Raw genomic sequence first — 15115 nt, 5'->3', positions numbered from 1 at the left:
AGCCCCGAACTCATAAAAAGCGCAAGATTGTGCAAGGCGCGCTCGGCTCAGGCGCAAAGTAGCTTTTCCACCTCTGCAGCGCTCAGCACCTTGCCGACCGACACCACGTTGTCGTCAATCACCAGCGCGGGCGTCGACATCACGCCGTGGGCGGCAATGTCGACGATGTCGGTCACCTTAAGTATCTGTGCCTCGCGGCCGAGATTATCTAACGCGGCTTGGGTGTTTTCGCTCAGGGTGATGCATTTCTTACAACCGGAACCGAGGATTTTGATGATCATGGCGTGCTCCATAGGTCAGACGAACAAATAGCTAAACGCATTGAATAGATAGCCAATCAGCACAATGCCAGCGGCAACGATGCCGAAGAAAAGTGCCAGCAAGGGTGCCTTGACCACTTTTTTGAGCATGATCAATGACGGCAGCGACAGCGCTGTCACCGCCATCATAAAGGCCAGTGCCGTACCCAGGCCGATGCCTTGGCCAACCAGCGCTTCGGCAATCGGCAGGGTGCCAAAAATATCCGCATACATCGGAATGCCCAGCAGCGTCGCCAGCGGCACCGACCACCAATTTTCCTGGCCTAGCAGCGCTTCGATCCAGCCTGTGGGAATCCAGTTATGGATGGCCGCGCCAATGCCGACACCGATCAAGACGTACAACCACACCCGGGTGAAAATATCGCTGACCTGCGCCCAGGCGAACTGGGCGCGGTCGCGGCGCGTCAGCTGCTCTTGTGGGATGTCGAGCACCGGGTTGTGCATGACAAAGGCTTCAACGTAGCGCTCCATCTTCGCCCGGCCGATCAGTGTGCCGCCAAGCACTGCCAGCACCAGGCCGATCAGTACGTAGGCGATGGCAATCGACCAATTGAAGATACTCGCCAGCAAAATCACCGATGCCAGGTCCACCAGCGGCGAGGAAATCAGAAAGGCAAAGGTCACGCCCAGCGGTAAGCCGGAACTGGTAAAACCGATAAACAGCGGGATCGACGAACAGGAGCAAAAGGGCGTGATGGTGCCCAGCAGCGCGCCTGTGAGTTTGGCCTTGAAGCCGCTCATGCTGCCGAGAATGCGTCGGGTGCGCTCTGGCGGGAAATAACTCTGCACCCAGGAAATGCTGAAAATCAGCACGGCGAGCAGGATGAAAATCTTGATCACATCGTAGATAAAGAAATGCAGGCTGGCACCTGTGCGGCTGGCCATGTCCATGCCAAAACCGTCTTCCACGAGCACGCGTACCAGCCAGGCCAGCCAGTCCATGCGTAGCAGTTGGTCATTCAGCCATTTGAACAGTTCCATGTGCAGTCCTTTTTATGTGCTCTACACGGGTATCGGCCCTTGTGGAGATTGAGCATACGCGCCCGGCAGAGCCTCTACGGTATCTGGGTCAACGAATGCTCATGTTCTTACTGATTGCAGAATATTCGTTTTACAGCATATGTATATTTTCATATATTCGCCGAATCGAATTTAAGCGGCACGATTTTCCCGCGCACAAACGATGAGGCTTGCATGCTCGAAATCTTGAGACCCACCGCGGTCTTCAAATGCTTGGCAGATGAAACCCGCGCACGTATGACGCAGTTGATCGCCCAAGAAGGTGAGTTATGCGTCTGCGAGCTGACCGTTGCCCTGCAAGAAAGCCAGCCGAAGATCTCCCGTCATCTGGCGCAGCTGCGCAGCTGCGGGTTACTGCAGGACCGGCGCGCCGGGCAGTGGGTGTATTACCGCTTGCACCCGCAGCTACCCGCCTGGATCAGCGAGGTTCTGACGCAGGTACTCAAGGCGGATGACCCACAGCTGGCGCAGGATCGCCTGCGCTTGCACAGCATGCGTGACCGTCCGGATCGCGCCTTACTGTGCAATTAAGGTCCCTTTCCTCGGAGTAAGAGCATGATCGCCGAACTGCCTAATATTGATGCCGCTGTGCTCGATTTGCTGACAGATGAGCAACCGGCCAAGCCTGTTGTGCTGCACAAACCGCGCATCCTGCTGCTGTATGGCTCGAACCGGGCGCGCTCCTTCAGCCGTTTGCTGACCGAAGAGGCCGCGCGTCTGCTTGAGCAATTCGGTGCTGAGACGCGCATCTTCAACCCTAGCGGCCTGCCACTGCCGGATGACGCCCCCGAGGGTCACCCCAAGGTTCAGGAGTTACGCGAACTGGTGCTGTGGAGTGAGGGCATGGTCTGGTGCTCGCCGGAACGTCATGGCGCGATGACCGGCGTATTCAAGGCGCAGATCGATTGGATCCCCCTGACCCTGGGTGCCGTGCGGCCGACCCAGGGTAAAACCTTGGCCTTGATGCAGGTCAGCGGCGGCTCGCAATCGTTCAATGCGCTGAACCAAATGCGCGTGCTAGGCCGTTGGATGCGCATGTTCACCATCCCCAACCAGTCCTCGGTGGCCAAGGCCTTTCTCGAGTTTGATGAGGCCGGGCGCATGAAGCCCTCGGTTTATTACGACCGTGTGGTGGATGTGATGGAGGAGCTGGTCAAATTCACCCGGCTGTTGCGCGAGCAGACGGACTATCTGGTGGACCGCTACTCCGAGCGCAAAGAGTCGGCTGAGCAGCTGTCCAACCGGGTCAACCAGACCGCCATTTAACAGGTAATCGCCATGTCGCAGTCCTTCGATATTCTTAGCATTCCCACTGACCCAGTTTGGACATTGAGATGAGCATGCTCAACACCCTCGGGTTGTTCGCGCTCACGGCTGTGGCTGAAATCGTGGGCTGTTATCTGCCTTACCTGTGGCTGAAACAGGGCAAGAGCATCTGGTTGCTGCTACCGGCAGCCGCTTCACTGGCGCTGTTTGTCTGGCTGCTGAGCCTGCACCCGACCGCGACTGGGCGCGTGTATGCGGCGTATGGCGGGGTGTATGTAGCGACGGCAATCGTTTGGTTGTGGCTGGTGGACGGTATTCGCCCAAGCCACTGGGATTTACTCGGGGCCGCTGTGGCCTTGTTCGGCATGGCGATCATCATGTTCGCCCCGCGTTCTGTTTAATTACTTAGTGAGATCATCCCCCATGACTATCAAAGTAGGTATCAACGGTTTTGGCCGCATCGGTCGTCTGGCACTGCGCGCCGCCTGGGGCTGGCCGGAGTTTGAGTTTGTACAGATCAATGATCCGGCGGGCGATGCGCCGACCCATGCACATTTGCTCAACTTTGATTCGGTGCATGGCCGTTGGCAGTTCGAGGCGAGCAGTGCCGGCGAGTGCCTGTTGATCGAGGGTAAGTCGATCAAAGTCAGCGCTAACAAGGCCATCGCCGATACCGACTGGTCCGGCTGCGACCTCGTGATTGAGGCCAGCGGCAAGATGAAAACCGTCGAGGTGCTGCAGGGCTATCTCGATCAGGGGGTGAAGCGTGTGGTGGTCAGTGCGCCGGTGAAAGAGGCCGGGGCGCTGAATATCGTCATGGGCGTTAACCAGCAGCTGTTCGATCCGGCTGTGCACCGCATCGTCACCGCCGCGTCCTGCACCACCAACTGCTTGGCTCCGGTGGTTAAAGTGATCCACGAAAACCTCGGCATCCGCCACGGCTCGATCACCACCATTCACGACCTGACCAACACCCAGAGCATTCTCGATCAGCCCCATAAAGACCTGCGCCGCGCGCGGGCCAGTGGCATGAGCCTGATCCCGACCAGCACCGGTTCGGCCACGGCGATTGCCGAAATATTCCCCGAGCTGCGCGGCAAGCTGAATGGCCACGCCGTGCGCGTACCGCTGGCTAACGCTTCATTGACCGATTGTGTATTTGAAGTGGAACGGGCGACCACGGTGGAGGAGGTTAACGCACTTTTTAAAGCCGCCGCTGCTGGCCCGTTGGTCGGGATTCTCGGCTATGAGGAGCGCCCGCTGGTGTCCATCGACTACCGCACCGACCCGCGTTCCTCGATCATCGATGCACTGTCGACCATGGTCATCAACGGCACCCAGGTGAAGCTCTATGCCTGGTACGACAACGAATGGGGCTACGCCAACCGTACGGTGGAGTTGGCGCGGATGGTCGGAGCGGCGGATTGATCTGTAGGGTGGATGGATAAAGCGCCATCCACCCTACAGTCTGGTTTGTAGGATGGGTCGGGCCGCGTAGGTTGAACACAGCGCTACCCATCGACTTTTGCCAATCGCCATAAGGTTTCCTCGATGTACGCCTTATCCCGCCTCGCCCCCGACGTGCGCCAATACCTGCTGATCACCGGCAACTATTGGGCATTTACCCTCACAGACGGCGCGCTGCGCATGCTGGTTGTGCTGCATTTCCATAGCCTCGGTTACTCACCGTTGGCGATCGCCGCGCTGTTTTTGTTCTATGAGATTTTCGGTGTGGTCACCAACCTGCTCGGCGGTTATCTGGGCGCGCGGCTGGGGCTGAATCGCACCATGAATATCGGCCTGGGTCTGCAGGTGGCGGCCTTGCTGATGCTGACGGTGCCAGCGGTCTGGCTGACCATCCCGTGGGTAATGGGCGCGCAGGCACTATCGGGAATCGCCAAAGACCTGAATAAAATGAGCGCGAAAAGCTCGATCAAATTGCTGGTGCCAAGCAGCCAGCAGGGCACTTTGTACAAATGGGTGGCAATCCTTACCGGTTCAAAGAATGCGCTCAAGGGCGTGGGCTTCTTTATGGGCGGCGCGCTGTTGGCGCTGCTCGGTTTCAGTGGTGCTGTTTTGTTGATGGCCGCCATGTTGGCGTTGATCTGGCTGGCCAGCTTGCTGCTGTTGAAAAAAGATCTGGGCAAGGCCAAGGCCAAGCCAAAGTTTCGCGACATGCTGTCTAAGAGCCGGGCGATCAACCTGCTCTCGGCGGCGCGGCTGTTCCTGTTCGGTGCCCGCGATGTGTGGTTTGTCGTCGCACTGCCGGTCTATCTATCCAGCGTATTGGGCTGGGACGTGTGGCAGGTGGGCAGCTTTCTCGCGGCCTGGGTGATCGGTTACGGCATCGTGCAGTCCTTCGCTCCTGCAATTACCGGTAAAGCCAGCGGCCAGTTACCGGATGGCCGCGCCGCGTTTATCTGGGCTGCGCTATTGGCCGGGTTGCCAGCGACGATTGCGCTGGGTTTGCACAGTGACTTATCAGCGCAGTGGGTGTTGCTCGGTGGGCTGATGCTGTTTGGCGTGCTGTTCGCTGTGAACTCCTCGCTGCACAGCTACCTGATTGTCAGCTACGCCAAGGAGGACGGCGTATCGCTGGACGTGGGCTTCTATTACATGTCCAACGCCCTCGGCCGGCTGCTCGGCACGCTACTGTCGGGCTGGTTGTATCAGGCCTATGGCCTGGAGGCCTGTCTGTGGATTTCCTCGGCTTTTGTCCTGCTGGCGGCGCTGATTTCCATTGGGCTGCCCAGGCATCGGCCTGCCCAGCTTTTGTAGGAGCGGTGGGGACGCCTAGTCCTTGCCCGCGAAGCGACGTCACCCCAAAAACATCGCGGACAAGTCCGCTCCTACAGGTATGTGGGCAACACTTTAACGAGGGGGGCTGGCGCATGAGTGCGAGCAATATGTTGATGCGCTGTCAATTGCGCTACTAACCCAACCTACAAAAGCGCGATGGGCAGTTAAAAAGCGCAAGTTTGTGCAAGAACATCCAGGCTGACCTGGCGCAGACTCCTGAGCATTCAAAGGGAGTTTGTTGATGAACCTGTCGCTCTATCTGTTGACCGTACTGATCTGGGGCACCACCTGGATCGCCCTCAAGATGCAATTAGGTGAAGTGGCGATTGCCGCGTCCATCGCTTATCGCTTCGCCCTGGCCTCGCTGGTGCTGTTTGCGGTGTTGCTGCTCAGTGGTCGTCTACAAGAAGTCGATAAGCGCGGCCAGTTAATCTGTCTGGTGCAGGGTTTGTGCTTGTTCTGCCTGAATTTCATGTGTTTCTACACCGCCAGTCAGTGGATACCCAGCGGTTTGGTCGCGGTGATTTTCTCCACCGCCACGCTGTGGAACGCAATCAACGCGCGGGTGTTTTTCAAGCAGAAGATCGCTGCCAATGTGCTGGCCGGTGGCGCGCTGGGCCTCGGTGGTCTGGCGTTGTTGTTCTGGCCGGAGCTGGCTGGGCATGAGGCCAGCCATGAAACCCTGTTGGGCATTGGCCTGGCGGTCGTGGGTACGTTGCTGTTCTCTGCTGGCAATATGCTCTCCAGCCTGCAGCAGAAGGCTGGGCTCAAACCGCTGACCACCAACGCCTGGGGCATGCTCTATGGCGCGCTGATGTTGGTGACTATCTGTCTGGTCAGCGGCACGCCGTTCAGTATCGAGTGGAATAGCCGCTATATCGGCAGCCTGTTGTACTTGGCGATTCCCGGCTCGGTGGTCGGCTTTACCGCGTATCTGACCCTGGTCGGGCGCATGGGTCCGGAGCGCGCGGCCTATTGCACCGTGCTGTTTCCGGTGGTGGCGCTGAATATCTCGGTGTTTGTCGAAGGCTATCAATGGACGGCCCCGGCGTTGTTCGGCCTGTTTCTGGTGATGCTGGGCAACGTGCTGGTGTTTCGTAAACCCAAGGCCGTGGCGCCAGTGGCTCCAGCCAGCGTGGCGTAAGCTGGGGGCGGTTGGAGATTGCTGTAGGAGGGGCTCTAGCCGCGATTCAGACGTAGGGTGGATGACGCTCTTTTCATCCACCATGTTGATCACAGTTGGTGGATGGGTGAAGCGTCATCCACCCTACGGTGCGTTTAAAACAAGCCCAGCTGCCCACCAATCAAGGTGGCAAAATCGTCGTCGACAAACGGCAGGATGGCGTCGGCCACCGGTTGCAGTTGTCGGGTCAGGTAGTGGTCGTAGTCGATGGCGGCGTTGCGCGCTTCCAGCGGTTGCGGGCCGGCGCTGGTGATCACGTAGCTGATCCAACCGCCGCGCTGGTATTGCAGCGGCCTACCGTGGGCGGCGTTGTACTCATCGGCCAGGCGCGCGGCGCGCACATGTGGCGGCACGTTGCGCTCATAGTCAGTAAGCAGGCGGCGTAAGCGTTTGCGGTAGACCAGCAGCTCATCCAGTTCGCCGTTCAAGGTGCGTTCGACATAGTCACGTACGTAGCTCTGGTAAGGCTGGTTGAGGAAGATTCGCTCATACAGCTCACGCTGGAACTGCTGAGCCAGTGGCGACCAGTCGCTGCGCACGGTTTCCAGGCCTTTGTAGACCATCTCGTGGCTACCGTCAGCGCGGCTGACTAGTCCGGCGTAGCGCTTCTTGCTGCCTTCCTCTGCGCCGCGAATGGTCGGCATCAAAAAGCGCTGGTAATGGGTTTCGTATTGCAGTTCCAGGGCGCTGCTCAGGCCGTACTCGCTCTGTAGATGTTCAGCCCACCAGGCATTGACCTTGGCCACCAGAGCGCGGCCGATTTGCGCCGCGTCGGCTTCGTCGTGCAGGCGTTGCAGCCAGACGAAGGTGGAGTCGGTATCACCGTAAATCACCCGATAACCCTCGGCCTCGATCAGGGCGCGGGTGCGGGCCATGATTTCGTGGCCGCGCAGGGTGATGGAGGAGGCCAGGCGCGTGTCGAAAAAGCGGCAGCCACTGGAGCCGAGCACACCGTAAAAGGCGTTCATGATGATCTTCAGCGCCTGCGACAGTGGCGCGTTGTGCTCGCGCTTGGCCGCCTCACGGCTCTGCCACACGCGCTCGACAATCGCCGGCAGGCAATGCTCGCTGCGCGAGAAGCGCGCACCACGAAAGCCCGGCACCGAATGCGCGTCATCCGGCTGGCGCAGCCCCTCGATCAACCCCACCGGGTCGATCAGAAAGCTGCGGATAATCGACGGATACAGGCTCTTGTAGTCGAGCACCAAGACCGACTCATACAGCCCCGGCTGCGACTCCATAACAAAGCCGCCAGGGCTGGCTTGCGGCGGGTTATCACCGAGGTTTGGCGCGACAAAACCACGGCGGTGCATCAGTGGCATATACAGGTGTTCAAACGCCGCCACCGAGCCGCCGCTGCGATCGGCGGGCAGCCCGGTAACGGTGGCGCGTTCGAGCAGGAAGCTGAGGATTTCGGTTTTCTCGAACACCCGCGTGACCAGCTCGCAGTCGCGCAGGTTGTAACGCGCCAGGGCGGGTTTGTCCTCGCGGAACATGCGGTCGATTTGGTCCATGCGCTGGTACGGCGTGGCGATGTCCTTGCCTTCGCCGAGCAGGGTTTGCGCGACGTTTTCCAGGCTGAACGAGGGGAAGCTCCAGGTCGCTGAGCGCAGCGCTTCGATGCCGTCGATGATCAGTCGGCCAGCGGCGTCGGCGAAGAAGTGACCGTTTGCGCTGCCGTGCTCGCGCCACTGCATCTCGCTGCCGCCACGCCCCAGTCGCAGCGGGATAGCCAGGCTGCGCGCGTGCTCGTGCAGCACGCGCAGGTCGAACTGCACCACATTCCAGCCGATGATTGCATCCGGGTCATGCTGCGCCATCCACTGATTCAGGCGTTCAAGTAACTGGCCACGGCTGTCGCAGTACTCCAGTTGAAAATCCACATCCGGCTGCTGCTCCGGCGGACGGCCGAGCATATACACGTTGCGCTGGCCGCAGCCTTCGATGGCGATGGAATACAGCTCGCCGAAGGCATTGGTTTCGATGTCCAGCGAGGCCAGCTTGAGGGTGGGGCGGTAGTCGCTACAGGGTTTGATCTGCGCATCCTGCAGCAGGCCGTTCGCATCAGCCGTGCCGGCAAACAGCACCGGCGCTGTGATAAAGCGCTCCATCAGGTAGCGCTCCGGCGGGCGCACATCGGCCTCGTACACGGTTATGCCAGCGCGGCGCAGGCGCTTGTCGAGGTCGATCAACTGGCGATGCTGCTGGCAATACAGGCCCAACACCGGGCGCTGCTGAAAATCCTTGAGGGCCAGCGGGCGCAGCTCAGCGCCGCTTTCATTGGCCAGTAGTGCCTCGGCCTGGGCGCGTTGCTCGGCTGGAATAAACGCCACCGAGGGTTGCAGCGGCAAGCGCAGCAGACGCGGGCCATTATCGGTGGCCAGCCAGAACTCCACCTGCGTCCCGGCCGGCGTATCACGCCAGTGGCGGGTGAGGATAAAGCCCTGCTGAAGGTCCACTGTGTTGTTCTCAGGTCGCATTGATCGGGCAATTCTACGCGGGCTTTTGTCTGTATGCCTATCCAGTGTTTAGGCCGCTGCCCGACGGCCACATATAAAGTCAGCTTTAAGGGTAAAATGCCCGGCTTGATTGACTGCCTCGATGCCCACGCCATGTCCCTGCCCAAGCACCACCTCGAACTGCTCAGCCCTGCGCGCGATACCACTATTGCCAAGGAGGCCATCCTGCATGGCGCCGACGCGGTGTACATCGGCGGCCCCGGCTTTGGTGCGCGGCACAACGCCAGCAACAGCGTGGCGGATATTGCCGAGTTGGTACAGTTCGCCCATCTGTTCCATGCACGGGTGTTCGTCACCCTCAACACCATCCTGCATGAGGACGAGCTGGAGCCGGCGCGGCAGATGATCTGGCAGCTGTACGAGGCCGGCATCGATGCGCTGATCGTGCAGGACATGGGCGTAATGGAGATGGACCTGCCGCCTATCGAGATCCACGCCAGCACCCAGTGCGACATCCGCACCTTGGAGAAAGCGCGCTTCCTCGATAACGCCGGTTTCTCGCAGCTGGTGCTGGCTCGCGAGCTGAACCTGGAAGAAATCAGCACTATCTGCAAGAACGTCGATTCGGCGGTCGAGTTCTTTATCCACGGCGCCCTGTGTGTGGCGTTCTCTGGGCAGTGCAACATCTCACACGCGCAGAATGGGCGCAGCGCCAACCGTGGCGACTGCTCGCAGGCTTGCCGCCTGCCCTACACCCTGAAAGATGATCAGGGCCGCGTGGTGGCGTTTGATAAGCACCTGCTGTCGATGAAGGACAACAACCAGACCGACAACCTGATCTACCTGGTGGATGCCGGCGTACGCTCGTTCAAGATCGAAGGGCGCTACAAAGACATGAGCTACGTGAAGAACATCACCGCGCACTATCGCCAGGAGCTGGATGCGATTCTCGAACAGCGCCCGCACCTGGCCCGCGCTGCCAGCGGTCGCACCGAGCACTTCTTCAGCCCCGATACCGACAAGACCTTTCACCGTGGCAGCACTGACTACTTTGTGACTGATCGCAAGGTAGACATCGGCGCGTTCGACTCGCCGACCTTTACCGGGCTGTCTGTGGGCTATGTCGAGAAAGTCGGCAAGCGTGACCTGATTGCCGTCACCGATACGCCGTTGTCCAACGGTGATGGCCTGAACGTGCTGATCAAGCGTGAAGTGGTGGGTTTTCGCAGCAACATCTGCGAGCTGAAAAACGAGTTTGAGGAAGACGGCGAGAAGCGCTATCGCTACCGCGTCGAGCCCAATGAAATGCCCGAGGCCATGCAGCGCGTGCGTCCGCAGCACCCGCTCAATCGCAACCTCGACCACAACTGGCAACAGGCTTTGCAGAAGACCTCGGCCGAGCGACGCATTGCAGTCAGCTGGCAGGTGGCGTTGCAGGGTGATCAGTTACAGCTGAGCGTAATCAGCGAAGAGGGCGTAGTCGCCAGCGTCAGCCTGAACGGCCCGTTCGCCGCCGCCAAGGATGCCGAACAGTCCCGCGAGCAGCTGGCCGACACCCTGAGCAAGCTGGGCACCACCATGTACTACAGCACCGCTGTGCAGATTGACTGTGAGGCCGTGCCGTTTATTCCCGGCTCGCAGCTCAAAGCCCTGCGCCGCGAAGCCATTGAAGCACTGACCCAGGCCCGTGTTGCCGTCCATCCGCGTGGCGGGCGCAAGCCGGTTAGCGTGCCAGCGCCGGTGTACCCGGAGTCGCACCTGACCTTCCTCGCTAACGTCTACAACGACAAGGCCCGCACTTTCTATAAGCGTTACGGCGTGCAGCTGATCGACGCGGCCTACGAGGCCCATGAAGAAGCCGGCGAAGTACCGGTGATGATCACCAAACACTGCCTGCGTTTCTCCTTCAACCTGTGCCCGAAGCAGGCCAAGGGCGTCACCGGCGTGCGCACCAAAGTCTCGGACATGCAGTTGATCCATCAGGACGAAGTGCTGACCCTGAAGTTCGACTGCAAGCCGTGCGAGATGCACATCATCGGCAAGATGAAGGGCCATATCCTCCATCAACCACAGCCGGGCAGCGCGGCGAGCAACAGTGGTGCGGTTGGCTATATCACCCCGGAAGATTTGCTCAAAACCATCAAGCGCTAAAGCCGAAAGACGACTTGTAGGATGGGTCGGGCCGCGCAGGTGGAGCGCAGCGGTACCCATCACGTTTTTCGTCTGGGCGACTGGCTGCATTGAACGCACAGTTGCCGATGGGTATCGCGCGGCTCAACCCATCCTACGGTTACGTACGCGGTGTCCGGTCGGCCAGCGCTTAAGGGTGGTGCAGTTTGGCGAGCGCCAGCCAGGCCAGCAGTGGATAGCTGAAGTAATGCAGGCCAAAGATAAACAGGCCCATAGGGCCGGGTTCGTCTTTGAGCCACATCAGGCCCAGCAGACCCAGGTAGAGCAGGGCGAGGATGCCGCCATACAGGGCGATTAGTCGGCGGCGTTCGCTAGGCTGGGTGCGGCGCTTATGCTGCAGGTGGAACCACAACGCCATGCCGCCGGCGACGACAGCGGCAACGATGAGTGTGTTGAGTACGCCTGGGAGTTTGGCGAAAGTGCGCAGCAGCAGGTTGAGCACGACGACTGCCGCGACCCCGCCGAGAGCCAGGTGAATGATCGGCGCGCGGTGGGTGCTGGCTTCGTGCATGGGGGGCTTCCTACAGGCTGCGATTAAGGCCGAAGCGTTTTTTCAGGATGGATTCCATCAGCCGCTTGGGCACCAGGGCCGCTAGCAGGGGCAGGGCACGGCTGCCGTTGCCTAAGCGGATCAAATTAGGTCGGTTGCTGCTTTGTACCGCCGCCAGCAGGTTACGGGCAAAGTGGCTGGCGGGCGTGGGATTGTCTTGGGAGGCGTTGGCGCGGGCGCGGATGCCCTCGCGGATTGGCCACCAAGGCGAGGCTTCATCGATCAGTAGTTCGGCTTGCTGGCTGGCGTTTGCGCCGAAACTGGATGCAATTGCGCCGGGCTGCACTTCCATCACCTCAATGGCAAAGGGTGCCAGCTCCAAACGCAGCGCGTCGCTCAAAGCATGCACGGCGGCTTTGGAGGCGCAGTAAGCACCGGCAAACGGAGTCACCAGCACGCCAGAGACGCTGCCGATGTTCACCACCAGGCCTTTGTTCTGGCGCAACAGCGGGAAGAGCGCGCGGGTGACGCCGATCAGCGAGAAGACGTTGGTTTCAAACTGTTTGCGCATGGCGCTCACGCCGCCGTCGAGCAGCGGGCCCATGGCACCGTAACCGGCATTGTTGATCAGCACATCGAGGCCGCCGATCTCGGCTTTCAGACGCTCGGCCAGCTGGCCTAGCGCCTGACCATCGTTAACGTCCAACTTCACAGTATGGAACCCAGCCTCGCGCAGGCTGGCTAGGTCCTCGGCTTTGCGTGCGGTGGCCCAGACCTGATAGCCGGCCTGCTGAAACACCTCAGCCAGGGCGCGGCCAATGCCGCTGGAACAGCCGGTGATCAGTACGCTGGGTTGGCTCATGCACAGCTCCTTATTGTTTTTATGCAGTCGTTATAACGCTATTAATAGACAAAGCTGCCTTGCAGGCGCTCGGCTTGAAAAACCAGGGTGCTTGCACGATAACCGCTGCGCAGAATTGGCAGCGGCAAGCAGGCTTGCCAGTCAGCGCCTGGTTGTAAGTCACCAGGGCCACTGTAGCGTGGTGTTTCATACAAGCGCTCGGCCAGGTTGGTGCTTTCGCCTGGTCGGTAAGCGGCGATCTGCCATTGCAGTTCAACCAACACCGCCTCACTAGCATTTTTAAGGTTCAATGCCAGCGGCCGATTCCCTGGGCAGCGGTCCGGTGCATAGTCGAGACGTAATTCGAGGTGAGCCAGGTGACGATTCTCGCGGCTTTCCTCCCAGAGCACCCAGCTGGATACCAACCCCAGGCCGATTAATGCGGCGAGAGAGATTGGTAGAGCCTTGCTCGGATAGCGGATGAGCAGGACCAGCCAGCTCAGTACTAGGATTGCGCCGAATAGCATTACTTAGGCCTCGGGATGGTCACGCAGGAACACCAGACTATCAGTCTTGGACTGCTGCGCCGAATAACGATAGCCCTGGTCGCTGAAGTCCTTGAGACCTGCCGGGTCGCTGATGCGCTCTTTGATCACGTAGCGCGCCATCATGCCGCGGGCTTTTTTGGCGTAGAAGCTGATGATCTTGTACTGGCCGTTTTTCTGATCCTTGAATTCGATGTTGATAACCCGCGCATTCAGCGCCTTAGGTTTCACCGCGCTGAAGTATTCGTTAGAAGCCAGGTTGAGCAGCACCTCGTCGCCCTGGGCTGCCAGCGCCTCATTGAGCCAGCCGCTGATGCGCTCGCCCCAGAAGTCATAGAGGTTATTGCCGCGTGAGTTAGCCAGCTTGGTGCCCATCTCTAGGCGATAGGGCTGCATCAAGTCCAGAGGGCGCAGGAGGCCATACAGGCCAGAAAGCATGCGCAGGTGGTTTTGCGCGAAGTCGAAATCGGCTTCGTTGAAGTCCTCGGCATTCAGCCCGGTGTAAACATCACCTTTGAAGGCTAACAACGCTTGTTTGGCGTTGGACGGGGTGAAGGGTTGTTCCCAGCCGCCGAAGCGCGCGGCATTGAGGCCGGCGAGTTTGTCCGAGAGGTGCATAAGCTCGGCGATTTGCGCGGGGCTAAAATCGCGTAGCTGCTCGATCAGCACCTGGGCGTGGGCGAGGTGTTCAGGCTGGGTAAAACGCGGGGTTACCGACGGCGTCTCGTAATCGAGGGTCTTGGCCGGGGAAATCACCATCAACATAAACTGTGCTCCTGAAAGTCTGTGCCGATTCTAGAAGCTGACGGCGGTTGAGACTACCTATAAGGGTGATTAGCGCAGTTTGCCTTGCGTGACTTGACCCAGGTGCCGCCACAAGGTTTTAGTCTGCCCAGGTCGAATCCATCAAGGAGCCACCATGACCGCCTGCAACCACTCACGCTGGGAGCCTTCCCACGACTATCGCCCGCTGGAAACCACCGCCGAGCGCCAAGCCTGGCGCGTCGCCGCGCTGACGGGGCTGACCATGCTGGTGGAAATTGTCGCCGGCTATGCCTTTAACTCCATGGCCTTGCTCGCCGATGGCTGGCATATGGCCTCGCACATGCTCGCCATTGGCCTGACCGCCTTGGCCTATTTGCTGGCGCGGCGTTATGCCCACGACCCACGCTTTGCCTTCGGCACCTGGAAGATTGAGGTGCTGGCCGGTTTCGCCAGTGCCTTGCTGCTGGTCGTAGTGGTGGTGATGCTGGCGTTCGAGTCGCTGTGGCGCTTATGGCAGCCGCAAGCCATTACCTTCGACATGGCCCTGTGGGTGGCGGTGGTTGGCTTGTTGGTGAATCTGGTTTCCGCTTGGTTGCTGCGCGACAGCCATGATCACGCCCATGGTGCCGGGCATGATCATCAGCCCGCCGCCGCGCACGCTCATACCGATCACGATCACGATCACGATCACGATCACGATCACGCCGCGGCGCCTGCCGGTAAAGATCTCAATCGTCATGCGGCCTTTGTGCATGTGCTGGCCGATGCGCTGACCTCGGTGGCGGCCATTCTCGCTTTGCTCGGTGGCATGCTGCTGGGCTGGGATTGGCTTGACCCGCTGATGGGCGTTATCGGCGCGGTGATCATTGCGGTGTGGGCCAAGGGCTTACTGATTGAAACTGCCAAGGTGTTGCTCGATCGCGAGATGGACAGCCCGGTGGTTGAGCGCGTGCGTAACGCTCTGGTGCAGGAAGCGGATACCGAGCTGACAGATTTGCATCTATGGCGCGTGGGCCGGGCGCAGTTTGCCTGCATTGTCAGCCTGGTGACCCATGGCGATCGCTCTGCAGATTGCTACAAGGCACGGTTGGCGGGGATTGCCGAGTTGGTGCATGTGACCGTGGAGGTCAATCGTTGCGCGGTTGCGCAGGGCGCTGATTAGGAAAATTGACCGGCTCGAGAGCCTGTCGGACTATCGACTGTAACGGTGCATTCCCGGTGCGCCAAGCGCTATTTG

15 protein-coding genes are annotated in these 15115 nt (G+C 59.8%); 8 read left to right on the top strand and 7 right to left on the bottom strand.

Annotated elements, in window-relative coordinates; translation table 11 throughout:
* Window positions 1-47 precede the first annotated feature (47 nt).
* Window positions 48-281, bottom strand: a complete 234-nt coding sequence (locus tag BMZ32_RS03285) for a thioredoxin family protein (RefSeq protein WP_090239525.1) — start codon at window positions 279-281, stop codon at window positions 48-50.
* A 15-nt stretch (window positions 282-296) separates the two neighbouring features.
* Entirely contained in the window at window positions 297-1301 is a 1005-nt protein-coding gene (locus BMZ32_RS03280) for a permease (RefSeq protein ID WP_090239523.1), read from the bottom strand.
* A 213-nt stretch (window positions 1302-1514) separates the two neighbouring features.
* Between BMZ32_RS03280 and BMZ32_RS03275 the strand changes: the two genes are divergently transcribed.
* The 6 genes from BMZ32_RS03275 to BMZ32_RS03250 all read left to right on the top strand — a co-directional run bounded on the left by BMZ32_RS03275 (window position 1515) and on the right by BMZ32_RS03250 (window position 6549).
* Window positions 1515-1871 (top strand): metalloregulator ArsR/SmtB family transcription factor, encoded by a 357-nt coding sequence (locus tag BMZ32_RS03275; protein ID WP_090239520.1) that lies wholly within the window; start codon window positions 1515-1517, stop codon window positions 1869-1871.
* Between the two features lie 24 nt (window positions 1872-1895).
* Entirely contained in the window at window positions 1896-2606 is a 711-nt protein-coding gene (gene arsH / locus BMZ32_RS03270) for an arsenical resistance protein ArsH (RefSeq protein WP_090239519.1), read from the top strand.
* Between the two features lie 68 nt (window positions 2607-2674).
* Window positions 2675-3007 (top strand): YnfA family protein, encoded by a 333-nt coding sequence (locus BMZ32_RS03265; protein ID WP_208598678.1) that lies wholly within the window; start codon window positions 2675-2677, stop codon window positions 3005-3007.
* 22 nt (window positions 3008-3029) lie between these two features.
* Entirely contained in the window at window positions 3030-4034 is a 1005-nt protein-coding gene (locus BMZ32_RS03260) for an ArsJ-associated glyceraldehyde-3-phosphate dehydrogenase (protein ID WP_090239515.1), read from the top strand.
* 123 nt (window positions 4035-4157) lie between these two features.
* The gene (gene arsJ / locus BMZ32_RS03255; RefSeq protein ID WP_090239513.1) at window positions 4158-5384 is read left to right on the top strand and encodes an organoarsenical effux MFS transporter ArsJ; all 1227 of its coding nucleotides are present in this window, start codon (window positions 4158-4160) and stop codon (window positions 5382-5384) included.
* A 262-nt stretch (window positions 5385-5646) separates the two neighbouring features.
* Complete coding sequence (locus BMZ32_RS03250; protein ID WP_090239511.1) at window positions 5647-6549, top strand: DMT family transporter; 903 nt, start codon at window positions 5647-5649, stop codon at window positions 6547-6549.
* A 134-nt stretch (window positions 6550-6683) separates the two neighbouring features.
* On the opposite strand, the gene BMZ32_RS03245 is transcribed toward BMZ32_RS03250, so the two are convergent.
* Window positions 6684-9047: a DNA polymerase II gene (locus BMZ32_RS03245; protein ID WP_167376708.1), complete on the bottom strand. Its 2364-nt coding sequence runs from the start codon at window positions 9045-9047 to the stop codon at window positions 6684-6686.
* A 153-nt stretch (window positions 9048-9200) separates the two neighbouring features.
* Here BMZ32_RS03245 and BMZ32_RS03240 point away from each other — a divergent pair, with 153 nt between their 5' ends.
* Window positions 9201-11198: a peptidase U32 family protein gene (locus tag BMZ32_RS03240; RefSeq protein WP_090241526.1), complete on the top strand. Its 1998-nt coding sequence runs from the start codon at window positions 9201-9203 to the stop codon at window positions 11196-11198.
* A 169-nt stretch (window positions 11199-11367) separates the two neighbouring features.
* On the opposite strand, the gene BMZ32_RS03235 is transcribed toward BMZ32_RS03240, so the two are convergent.
* The 4 genes from BMZ32_RS03235 to yaaA are packed head-to-tail and all read right to left on the bottom strand — an operon-like array spanning window position 11368 to window position 13878.
* Window positions 11368-11748: a hypothetical protein gene (locus BMZ32_RS03235; protein WP_090239508.1), complete on the bottom strand. Its 381-nt coding sequence runs from the start codon at window positions 11746-11748 to the stop codon at window positions 11368-11370.
* A 10-nt stretch (window positions 11749-11758) separates the two neighbouring features.
* Window positions 11759-12589, bottom strand: a complete 831-nt coding sequence (locus BMZ32_RS03230; RefSeq protein WP_090239507.1) for an SDR family oxidoreductase — start codon at window positions 12587-12589, stop codon at window positions 11759-11761.
* A 41-nt stretch (window positions 12590-12630) separates the two neighbouring features.
* Window positions 12631-13095, bottom strand: coding sequence for a multidrug transporter (locus BMZ32_RS03225; protein WP_090239504.1), 465 nt, complete (start codon window positions 13093-13095; stop codon window positions 12631-12633).
* 3 nt (window positions 13096-13098) lie between these two features.
* Window positions 13099-13878 carry a peroxide stress protein YaaA gene (gene yaaA / locus BMZ32_RS03220; protein WP_090239501.1) on the bottom strand — a complete coding sequence of 260 codons (780 nt, stop codon included), beginning with the start codon at window positions 13876-13878 and terminating at the stop codon, window positions 13099-13101.
* A gap of 154 nt (window positions 13879-14032) precedes the next feature.
* Here yaaA and dmeF point away from each other — a divergent pair, with 154 nt between their 5' ends.
* Entirely contained in the window at window positions 14033-15040 is a 1008-nt protein-coding gene (gene dmeF, locus BMZ32_RS03215; protein WP_090239498.1) for a CDF family Co(II)/Ni(II) efflux transporter DmeF, read from the top strand.
* The last annotated feature ends 75 nt before the right edge of the window (window positions 15041-15115 follow it).

Origin of the sequence: Pseudomonas guineae (assembly GCF_900113745.1) — a bacterium.
GTDB classification, from domain to species: domain Bacteria; phylum Pseudomonadota; class Gammaproteobacteria; order Pseudomonadales; family Pseudomonadaceae; genus Aquipseudomonas; species Aquipseudomonas guineae.
The sequence above is the reverse complement of the archived record's forward strand: the minus strand, read 5'-3'. Positions and strand labels throughout refer to the sequence as shown.

Bases quoted from the DNA above. Each gene is read 5' to 3' on its own strand.
- BMZ32_RS03240 (WP_090241526.1), top strand. From the start codon at position 9,201: ATGTCCCTGCCCAAGCACCACCTCGAACTGCTCAGCCCTGCGCGCGAT.
- BMZ32_RS03235 (WP_090239508.1), bottom strand. From the start codon at position 11,748: ATGCACGAAGCCAGCACCCACCGCGCGCCGATCATTCACCTGGCTCTC.
- BMZ32_RS03275 (WP_090239520.1), top strand. From the start codon at position 1,515: ATGCTCGAAATCTTGAGACCCACCGCGGTCTTCAAATGCTTGGCAGAT.
- BMZ32_RS03280 (WP_090239523.1), bottom strand. From the start codon at position 1,301: ATGGAACTGTTCAAATGGCTGAATGACCAACTGCTACGCATGGACTGG.
- BMZ32_RS03250 (WP_090239511.1), top strand. From the start codon at position 5,647: ATGAACCTGTCGCTCTATCTGTTGACCGTACTGATCTGGGGCACCACC.
- yaaA (WP_090239501.1), bottom strand. From the start codon at position 13,878: ATGTTGATGGTGATTTCCCCGGCCAAGACCCTCGATTACGAGACGCCG.
- dmeF (WP_090239498.1), top strand. From the start codon at position 14,033: ATGACCGCCTGCAACCACTCACGCTGGGAGCCTTCCCACGACTATCGC.
- BMZ32_RS03225 (WP_090239504.1), bottom strand. From the start codon at position 13,095: ATGCTATTCGGCGCAATCCTAGTACTGAGCTGGCTGGTCCTGCTCATC.
- BMZ32_RS03285 (WP_090239525.1), bottom strand. From the start codon at position 281: ATGATCATCAAAATCCTCGGTTCCGGTTGTAAGAAATGCATCACCCTG.
- BMZ32_RS03230 (WP_090239507.1), bottom strand. From the start codon at position 12,589: ATGAGCCAACCCAGCGTACTGATCACCGGCTGTTCCAGCGGCATTGGC.
- arsH (WP_090239519.1), top strand. From the start codon at position 1,896: ATGATCGCCGAACTGCCTAATATTGATGCCGCTGTGCTCGATTTGCTG.
- BMZ32_RS03260 (WP_090239515.1), top strand. From the start codon at position 3,030: ATGACTATCAAAGTAGGTATCAACGGTTTTGGCCGCATCGGTCGTCTG.
- BMZ32_RS03265 (WP_208598678.1), top strand. From the start codon at position 2,675: ATGAGCATGCTCAACACCCTCGGGTTGTTCGCGCTCACGGCTGTGGCT.
- arsJ (WP_090239513.1), top strand. From the start codon at position 4,158: ATGTACGCCTTATCCCGCCTCGCCCCCGACGTGCGCCAATACCTGCTG.